Here is a 7,837-nt window from a genome sequence, read left to right as displayed (position 1 = left end):
GTCATCGTCAGACTACCTACTCCCAAAAAAGCCGCTCTTCCTACTCAGGATCAGCGGCTTTTTTGCGTCTACCGCCGCTCCCGACCGTGTCGTGCGACCGTGACTTGAGCCGGCGCATCGTGCAGAATCGCCACTCTTCACCGGATTGGCGTTTCATGGATTTCGATCTGATCATCGTGGGCGGGGGGCTCGCCGGTGCAAGCCTCGCAGCCGCTCTGCAGGGAACCCGTTACCGCATCGCGCTCGTCGAGGCGCGTGCGCCTGCCCTTGTCGAGGGCTGGGATGCGCGCGTCTACGCCATCAGTCCGTCATGCGCGGATTTCCTGCGCGAGATCGGGATCTGGCAACACCTCGATGCCGCGCGGATCGCACCGGTGCATTCGATGTCGATCCGTGGCGATGCGGGTGGCGAGCTCGAGTTTTCATCGTACGACAGCGGCTTGTCGGAGCTCGCCTGGATCGTCGAGTCCGGACGGATGCAACGCGAGCTGTGGGAAACGGTCAAGCGCCAGCACAACGTGACGATGCTGGTCGGCGGCGTGCCCGAGGCGATGAGCGTGGATAGGGAGAGTGTTTCGCTCGCGCTTCCCGGCCGGAAGTCGATTTATGGCCGGCTCGTCGTCGGTGCGGACGGTGTCAATTCGTGGGTGCGCACGCAGGCGGGAATCGATGCGGAGATCAGCCCCTACGGCGAGCGTGGAGTCGTCGCGAATTTCAGTTGCGGAAAGGATCACCGCAACCGCGCATTCCAGTGGTTTCGCGACGACGGCATCCTCGCGCTGCTCCCGCTGCCGGGGCGGGTGGTGTCGATGGTCTGGTCGTGCGCGGACGACTTCGCGGATTCGCTGCTCGCGCTGGACGGAGCGGCGTTGTGCCGGCGCGTCGCGGATGCTGCGGGCGGTGCGCTCGGGGCGCTGGAACTGGTGACGCCGGCGCAGGCCTTTCCGCTGCGGTTCATGCGGGTGTCGTCAGTGGTGAAGGAGCGCGTGGCGCTGGTCGGCGACGCCGCGCATGCGATCCATCCGCTTTCGGGTCACGGCATCAATCTGGGTTTCCAGGATGCCCGGGCTCTCGCCGATGTGCTGCGGGAGCTTCCCGCCTGGCGGGATCCCGGGGAGATTTCAGTGCTGCGCGGCTATGCCCGCGCGCGCGCGGAAGAGCCCTTTCTGGTTCAATACGCGACACACGGCCTCAATCGCCTGTTCGGCTCGCGCAATCCGCTGCTCGCGGCCGTGCGCAACGCCGGTTTGAACCTCACTGACCGTTTGCCGGTCGTACGCAACGCGCTCGTGCGATATGCGGTGAGCGGTCGATTCTGATTCCATGGAGATGCAGATGTTCAAGAAGGTAATTCGTCCGCTGGTCGCGGCCCTGGGGCTGGTGCTGCTGACACAAGGGGCCGCACGTGCCGACGAGGCGGAAGTGAAGAAGGCGGTAGAGGCCTTCGTCGGTGCTCCCGCGGTCGATTCGGTCGCGAAGCTGCCGTACGGCGGACTTTACGAGGTCGTGATGAAGAGCGGGGAGCTGATCTACACGGATGAGAAGACGAGCTTCTTCCTCGACGGACGCCTGATCGACACGAAGACGCGCAAGGACGTCACTGCGGCGCGCATGGCGCAGCTGTCGTCGATCGATTTCGCGTCCCTGCCGCTCGACCACGCGATCAAGCAGGTTCGCGGCAACGGTTCGCGGGTGCTGGTGACGTTCGAGGATCCGAACTGCACCTACTGCAAGCGGCTCGGCAAGGAGCTCGTGCAGATGAAGGACGTGACGCTGTATACCTTCCTGTTCCCGATCCTGAGCCCGGACTCTACCGAAAAGTCGCGCAACATCTGGTGTGCGAAGGATCGCGCAAAGGCATGGAACGAGTGGATCCTCGAGGCGAAGACCCCGGCTGCGGCGAAGTGTGACAGCGGAGCGGTCGATCGCAACGTGGCGCTCGGCCAGAAGCTGCGCATCAACGGCACGCCGACGATCTTCCTCGCCGACGGGCGCCGCCTGGGCGGCTACGTGCCGGCGGCGGAGCTCGAGCAGCAGCTAGCGAGCGTCGCGAAGTAAGACGGAAAACGAGCGGCGCCGGCGGGCGCCGTTCGTTTCTCCGCCGCCCTCAGAGGGCGCCGCTTTCGCTCGGCAGCAGGACCCACAGCTGGCCCTGCTGGCGCATGCGGCCGGCCTGCACGCCGGCATCCGCGCCGAGCCCCCAGAAGAAGTCCGCCCTGACCGCGCCCTTGATGGCGCCGCCGGTGTCCTGCGCGAGCATCAGCCGGCGCAACGGCCGGTCGCTGTTCGGTGCGGTGGTCGCGAGGAAGACGGGAGCGCCCAGCGGGATGGTGCGTGGGTCGACGGCCAGGCTGCGGCCAGCCGTGAGCGGGACGCCGAGCGCGCCGGTGGGGCCGCCGGTGGAGGAGGGCATTTCCCTGAAGAACACGTAGCTCGGGTTGGTGTGCAGCAGTTCGGCGAGGCGGTGCGGGTTGCTGCGCGCCCAGTTCTTGATGCCGTCCATGGACGCCTTCTCCAGCGGCAGTTCGCCCTGGTTCACGAGCCAGCGGCCGATCGACTGGTAGGGGTGGCCGTTCTGGTCGGCGTAGCCGACGCGGACCTGGCTGCCGTCGGGCAGTTCCACGCGTCCGGAGCCTTGTACCTGAAGAAAGAAGAGATCGATCGGATCGGCGGCCCACAGCAGGGTGGGCGCCGGAGACCGATCCTGCATGCCGTCGAGTTCGGCGCGCGTCCAGTAGGGGACGACCTTGTTGCCGACCAGTCTGCCGCGCAGGCGAAGGTTGCGCATGTCGGGATAGAGGTCGCCGAACTCGATCGTGAGCATGTCGCCGGGCACGCCGTGGATGGGCCACGGATAGCGTTCCGAGCGGGACCGGCTGCCCTTGATGATGGGCTCGTAGTAACCGGTGATCAGGCCTTCGGCCGTGCCGTCGGGATTGCGGACGGCCCACGGCGTGAAGCGGGTCTCGATGAACTGGCGTATCGCGGTCGTGCCCGGGGTGTCGCCGAGGCGCTGCGCGTCGTCGCACATGCGCTGCCAGCGCGGCTGTTTGCCGAGCGCCTTGCACGACTGGCGCAGGGCGGGCCAGGCCTGCGCGACGTCGTCACTGCGCCAGTCGGGCAGTTCGTTCCAGCTTGCGCGTTGCAGCGCTTCCACTGCGGGCGACGGTGCGGGGGGCTGTGCCGGGGTGGACGCCGGCGCGGTGGGGGCCGACGGGGCTGCACAGCTCGGGCATGACGGGCAGGGCTTCGTTGCGGAGCACGGGGTCGTGGCGGTTGCAGGTGCCGGCGGCTGGCTGGCACAGGCAGCGAGCAGCACGAAGGGCAGGAGACACCGCAGGCGCTGCGCGGGTGATGTTGGGGCGCGCCGGTTCATGGGGAGGATCGGGTAGACTCGTGAAATCAAGGGTCCCCAGTATACCGGCTTGCCCGGATCGGCCCGAATCGCCATTCCCGCGGGAGAGCGCAATGTGGGTGATCTTTCTGGAAGCGGGCGTCGCGCTCGCGCTGCTGCTGGTGATCGTGTGGGCGACCTGGCCGAAGCGGCGCGATGGCGACGCGAACGAAGGAAAAACGAATCGAGATGAATGATCTAGTGCAATTGGTGACGCGCGCCGAGCAGTTGATCGGGCGCCTGGAGCAGCTGCTGCCGCGGCCGGCGGCGGCGCCGGACTGGGATGCGGCGCGGGCCTTCCTGTGGCGCAGGCGGAACGGTCATGCGAGCCTTGTGCCCGTGACTCGTCCGCACGCCATCCGCCTCAAGGACCTGCGCGACATCGACGATCAGAAGGAGCGCATCGATCTCAACACGCGGCAGTTCCTCGCGGGCCGGCGCGCGAACAATGTGCTGCTGACGGGAGCCCGGGGCACCGGCAAGTCGTCGCTCGTGAAGGCCCTGCTGAATGCCTATGCGGGCAAGGGCTTGCGTCTGATCGAGGTCGATCGTGACGACCTGATGGACCTTCCCGAGATCATCGAGCTGGTGCAGGGGCGCCCGGAGCGCTTTATCCTGTTCTGCGACGACCTGTCCTTCGAGGATGCGGAGCCGGCCTACAAGGCGCTGAAGAGTGTGCTCGACGGCTCGGTGGCGGCGGTTCCCGACAACGTGCTCATCTACGCGACGTCGAACCGGCGGCACCTGATGCCGGAGTACCACGACGAGAACCTGCAGACGCAGCATGTGGACGGCGAGATCCATCCGGGCGAGGCGGTCGAGGAGAAGATCTCGCTTTCGGAACGCTTCGGTCTGTGGATATCCTTCTACCCGTTCAGCCAGGACGAGTACCTGGAGATCGTCGCGTACTGGCTGAAGAGCTTCGGGTTGGAGCGCAAGGCGATCGACGCGGCGCGGCAGGAGGCCCTGCAGTGGGCGCTGATGCGCGGCTCGCGTTCCGGGCGCGTCGCGTGGCAGTTCGCGCGCGACTGGGCGGGGCGCTTCGAGACGGGAAACGCGCGATGACCAAGCGCGTCGAGGTGGCTGCCGGCGTGATCTTCCGCCGGGACGGGCGTTTCCTGCTCGGTCAGCGGGCGCCCGATACCTTCTATGCGGGCTACTGGGAATTCCCCGGCGGCAAGGTCGAGCCGGGCGAGTCGCCGGCCGACGCGCTGATCCGCGAGCTCGACGAGGAGCTGGGGATTCGCGTGCATGCGGTGCGGCCGTGGATCACGCGCGAGCATCTGTACGAGCATGCGCATGTGCGGCTGCACTTCTTCGAGGTCGCCGACTGGGAAGGCGAACTGCACGATCACGTGCATAGCGCGCTTTCCTGGGAGCGGGTCGAAGCTCCGGAGGTAGGGCCGATGCTGCCGGCGAACGGCCCGATCCTGAAGGCCTTGCGCTTGCCGCGCTGGATGGGGATCACGCATGCGGTCGAGATCGGCGTCGCGCGCCAGCTCGAGCTGCTGGATGCGGCGCTGGCCGGCGGTCTGCGGTTGGTCCAGGTGCGCGAGCCGGGAATGGCCGGGCCCGAACTGCGCGCCTTTGCCGTTGAGCTCGTGAAGCGCGCGCGGGCGTGCGGGGCGTCGGTCGTTGTAAATGGCAACGCGGAGCTCGCGGCGGAGACCGGGGCCGATGGTGTGCATCTGTCGGCCGCGCAGCTTGGCGTCCTGGGGGCGCGACCGGCGCTGGAATGGGTCGGCGCCTCGTGCCATACGCGCGCGGAGCTCGAGCGTGCGGCCGGTCTCGGCCTGGACTATGCGGTGCTGGGCGCCGTGCAACCGACGGCGACGCACCCCGGACAGGCGGCGCTGGGGTGGGAGCGGTTTGCGGAGCTCGTCCGCGGGCTGCCGTTGCCGGTGCTGGCGCTCGGGGGATTGTGGCGGGCCGACATGGCGCGCGCGCGGGAAGCGGGGGCGCACGGCATCGCGGCGATCCGCGGGAGCTGGGATCAGTCCTGAGTCGAGCGTCCGGAGGGGCTTTGCTCCCCCGGGTCGCCCTCGGCGGCGGCGGGGACGCGGTAGTCCTCGGATGCCCACGCTCCGAGGTCGATCTGCTTGCAGCGTTCGGAGCAGAACGGGCGGAAGCGGTTCTCAGGCACCCAGCGGACGGAGGCGCCGCATTGCGGACATTTTACGGTGCGGATCTGCGCCATGCTGCGGGTGGCCTCAGAGGCTGCAGAAAGTGAGTTCGAAATTGACGTCGCGCTCGGCGAGCCGCGGGCGGATGACCGTTTCGGAGAGCATGAAGCGGACATTGAGCGCGTACTTGTTGGCGCTGATCTCGGGCACGACGGCGTCGGCGGGGGACAGGCGCAGGCGCAGCATCTGCGCGCTGCGGCCGGCCATCATGAGCTGGTAGGTGCCGCCGCGGGCGAGTTGCGTCTCGGGGCGCCCGCTGGCGCGCAGCAGGCGCAGGACGATCGAGAGGCCGTCGCGGATCGGCAGCATCGGGTGCACCCAGTTGGACAGGTCGTGTCGGCGTTGGTCGGCGTCACGCTGCAGCCAGTAGTGGTAGGAGGGTAGATCGAACTGGCACACGCCGCCAGGAATCGACGCGCGGCTGCGGATCGCCATCAGCCACTCGTTTTCGCGCAGGTACTGGCCGATCTTGCCGGCCATCGCGAGCAGCGACGAGGAGGCCTGCTCGATCTCGTAGAGCGCCCCGGACAGCGCTTCCTCGGAGATCTCCGGATTGTTGCGGAAGGAGATCAGGATCTGGCGCTGGCGTTCGAGTTCCTGCACGAGGTCGACCTTGAGGTCGGCACGGCCGGCGACCTCGAGGATTTCGAACAGGGTGAGCAGTGTGACGTGGTGATCCTGCGGCGCATCGCCGCGCGAAAAATGGGCGAGCTTGCTGTACAGGTCTTCCAGGCGCAGGAGGGTGCGGATACGCTCGTTAAGAGGATATTCGTAGCTGATCACCGCATTTGCGCCTGAGAAAACCGGATCTCCCGTTAGTGCGGGGATGATAGCACAGGGGATATGTCGCGGCCTGTCCGTTTGCGGTGCGGGATCGCCCGAAAAGCCTTTGTCCGTGGGCGTTTTCAGGCGACCGCGCGGGCGGCGGCGAGGTACTTTTCGTGCAGACGGTCTACCTGGGCGACGAGCGTCGCAAGGTCGCCGCTATTGTCGATGACCTCGTCGGCGGCGGCGAGGCGTTGTTCGCGGCTCGCCTGGGTCGCCATGATGGCGCGCACCTGCTCTTCCGGCAGGCGGCTGCGCGTCATGACGCGCGCGACCTGGACGTCGACGGGGCAGTCGACGACGCACAGGCTGTCGCAGCGTTCGCGATACTTGCCCGATTCGACCAGCAGCGGCACGACCAGCACGACATAGGGCGCACGCGCCGCGCTCACCTGACGCGCGCTTTCGGCGCCGATCGCCGGGTGCAGGATCGCTTCGAGCCGGCGCCGTTCGTTCGGGTCGGCGAAGGCGCGGTCGCGCATGGCCTTGCGGTCGAGGGCACCGTCGGGCGTGATCACGGCATCGCCGAAGGCCGCGCGGATCGCGGGAATGGCCAGCCCGCCCGGGCCGGTGAGGGCATGCGCGATGGCGTCGGTGTCGACGATCGCGGCGCCGAGTTCGCCAAAGCGGTCGGCCGCTGCGCTCTTGCCGCTGCCGATGCCGCCGGTGAGGCCGACGACGTAGGGGCTGTTGCTCATGGTGTGCATTCGCTGATGGTTGCGCCCGAGCGGCGCACCGCCGGCGAGCTGGTGAGGGTCTTGAGTGTGCTGGCCGGACCGCGCACCTCGATGCGGTGAACGGTGGTCGTGCGCGAGGCGATGCCGGCGCCGCGCACCTGTTTCGCCTGCAGGCTGGCGAGGTGTTGCTGGGCCTTGGCTTCCGTCTTGAAGAGGCCGAGCGAGATCGCGTACTGGTTGGGTCCGGGGTCGTTGACGATGAAGAGCTCCGATACCCCCTGGCCGCGCAGTTCGGCGACGCGCCGTTCGGCGGCTTCGCGCCCGCCGTTGGGAGGGATGCGCACCCACCACGCGGTGGGGGTGCTGCTGGTCTTGCGCTCGCCGCGCAGTCCGGGTTTGCCCGTGACGGCGGTCTGCATGAGGGCATCGGCCTCGCTTTCGGCGAGTCCGCCGATGACGGTGCAGGCCTGCGGCAATACCGGCGCAGCGGCCGCTGCGGCTGCGGGCGGGGCCGCCTCGCGGCCGTTGCCGGTTTCGGGCGCGGCGGCGGTCGCTTCGGCGGGCGGCGTCGGCGCTTCGGCCTCGCGCTGCGGGGCGGTGCCGCCCGGGCGCAGCACGATGCGGTCCGGGTTGAGCTGGTTGCTCAGGCGCTCGGGTTCGCCTTCGGGCGCGGAGCTGCCCAGCCAGCCCCGGATCGACGCCAGGGCGAGCAGGTTGAGCAGCACGAGGATGACGAACACGATGCGCATGGGCGAACT

The 7,837-nt window shown here is 68.2% G+C and carries 10 protein-coding genes; 5 read left to right on the top strand and 5 right to left on the bottom strand.

The features are described 5' to 3' along the window. The first annotated feature begins 155 nt into the window (after nt 1–155). Together BW991_RS21835 and BW991_RS21830 are read left to right on the top strand one after the other, a co-directional pair. The gene (locus BW991_RS21835; protein ID WP_076604217.1) at nt 156–1,319 is read left to right on the top strand and encodes a UbiH/UbiF family hydroxylase; all 1,164 of its coding nucleotides are present in this window, start codon (nt 156–158) and stop codon (nt 1,317–1,319) included. 16 nt (nt 1,320–1,335) lie between these two features. Next, the gene (locus tag BW991_RS21830) at nt 1,336–2,058 is read left to right on the top strand and encodes a DsbC family protein (protein WP_088179653.1); all 723 of its coding nucleotides are present in this window, start codon (nt 1,336–1,338) and stop codon (nt 2,056–2,058) included. 49 nt (nt 2,059–2,107) lie between these two features. On the opposite strand, the gene mltA is transcribed toward BW991_RS21830, so the two are convergent. After that, entirely contained in the window at nt 2,108–3,124 is a 1,017-nt protein-coding gene (gene mltA, locus BW991_RS21825) for a murein transglycosylase A (RefSeq protein WP_076604228.1), read from the bottom strand. A 344-nt stretch (nt 3,125–3,468) separates the two neighbouring features. On the opposite strand from mltA, the gene BW991_RS24405 reads away from it, so the two are divergent. Genes BW991_RS24405 through BW991_RS21810 form a run of 3 tightly spaced genes read left to right on the top strand, consistent with a single transcriptional unit; the run spans nt 3,469 to nt 5,397 of the window. Then, nucleotides 3,469–3,591 (top strand): hypothetical protein, encoded by a 123-nt coding sequence (locus BW991_RS24405; protein ID WP_280174128.1) that lies wholly within the window; start codon nt 3,469–3,471, stop codon nt 3,589–3,591. Next, nucleotides 3,584–4,459: an ATP-binding protein gene (locus BW991_RS21815; RefSeq protein ID WP_076604214.1), complete on the top strand. Its 876-nt coding sequence runs from the start codon at nt 3,584–3,586 to the stop codon at nt 4,457–4,459. The genes BW991_RS24405 and BW991_RS21815 overlap by 8 nt, the downstream gene beginning before the upstream one ends. Then, nucleotides 4,456–5,397, top strand: coding sequence for a Nudix family hydrolase (locus BW991_RS21810; protein WP_076604213.1), 942 nt, complete (start codon nt 4,456–4,458; stop codon nt 5,395–5,397). Before BW991_RS21815 ends, BW991_RS21810 begins: the two co-directional genes overlap by 4 nt. Here the strand turns inward: BW991_RS21810 and BW991_RS21805 are convergent. From BW991_RS21805 to BW991_RS21790, 4 genes are all read right to left on the bottom strand, one after another. After that, complete coding sequence (locus BW991_RS21805) at nt 5,388–5,591, bottom strand: DNA gyrase inhibitor YacG (RefSeq protein ID WP_076604212.1); 204 nt, start codon at nt 5,589–5,591, stop codon at nt 5,388–5,390. The genes BW991_RS21810 and BW991_RS21805 overlap by 10 nt on opposite strands. A 13-nt stretch (nt 5,592–5,604) precedes the next feature. After that, a complete protein-coding gene (zapD, locus tag BW991_RS21800; RefSeq protein ID WP_076604211.1) occupies nt 5,605–6,360 on the bottom strand; it encodes a cell division protein ZapD in 756 nt (251 codons plus the stop codon). A gap of 122 nt (nt 6,361–6,482) precedes the next feature. Continuing rightward, nucleotides 6,483–7,100, bottom strand: a complete 618-nt coding sequence (coaE, locus tag BW991_RS21795) for a dephospho-CoA kinase (RefSeq protein ID WP_170879156.1) — start codon at nt 7,098–7,100, stop codon at nt 6,483–6,485. After that, entirely contained in the window at nt 7,097–7,828 is a 732-nt protein-coding gene (locus tag BW991_RS21790; protein WP_076604209.1) for an SPOR domain-containing protein, read from the bottom strand. Before BW991_RS21790 ends, coaE begins: the two co-directional genes overlap by 4 nt. Nucleotides 7,829–7,837: the final 9 nt, after the last annotated feature.

The organism is Aromatoleum tolulyticum (assembly GCF_900156155.1).
GTDB lineage: Bacteria > Pseudomonadota > Gammaproteobacteria > Burkholderiales > Rhodocyclaceae > Aromatoleum > Aromatoleum tolulyticum.
This window is presented reverse-complemented; position numbering and strand designations above follow the sequence as displayed.

Excerpts from the sequence above, each read along its gene's own strand:
- BW991_RS21835 (WP_076604217.1), top strand. The coding sequence starts at position 156 with ATGGATTTCGATCTGATCATCGTGGGCGGGGGGCTCGCCGGTGCAAGC.
- BW991_RS21830 (WP_088179653.1), top strand. The coding sequence starts at position 1,336 with ATGTTCAAGAAGGTAATTCGTCCGCTGGTCGCGGCCCTGGGGCTGGTG.
- BW991_RS24405 (WP_280174128.1), top strand. The coding sequence starts at position 3,469 with ATGTGGGTGATCTTTCTGGAAGCGGGCGTCGCGCTCGCGCTGCTGCTG.
- BW991_RS21815 (WP_076604214.1), top strand. The coding sequence starts at position 3,584 with ATGAATGATCTAGTGCAATTGGTGACGCGCGCCGAGCAGTTGATCGGG.
- BW991_RS21810 (WP_076604213.1), top strand. The coding sequence starts at position 4,456 with ATGACCAAGCGCGTCGAGGTGGCTGCCGGCGTGATCTTCCGCCGGGAC.
- BW991_RS21805 (WP_076604212.1), bottom strand. The coding sequence starts at position 5,591 with ATGGCGCAGATCCGCACCGTAAAATGTCCGCAATGCGGCGCCTCCGTC.
- coaE (WP_170879156.1), bottom strand. The coding sequence starts at position 7,100 with ATGAGCAACAGCCCCTACGTCGTCGGCCTCACCGGCGGCATCGGCAGC.
- BW991_RS21790 (WP_076604209.1), bottom strand. The coding sequence starts at position 7,828 with ATGCGCATCGTGTTCGTCATCCTCGTGCTGCTCAACCTGCTCGCCCTG.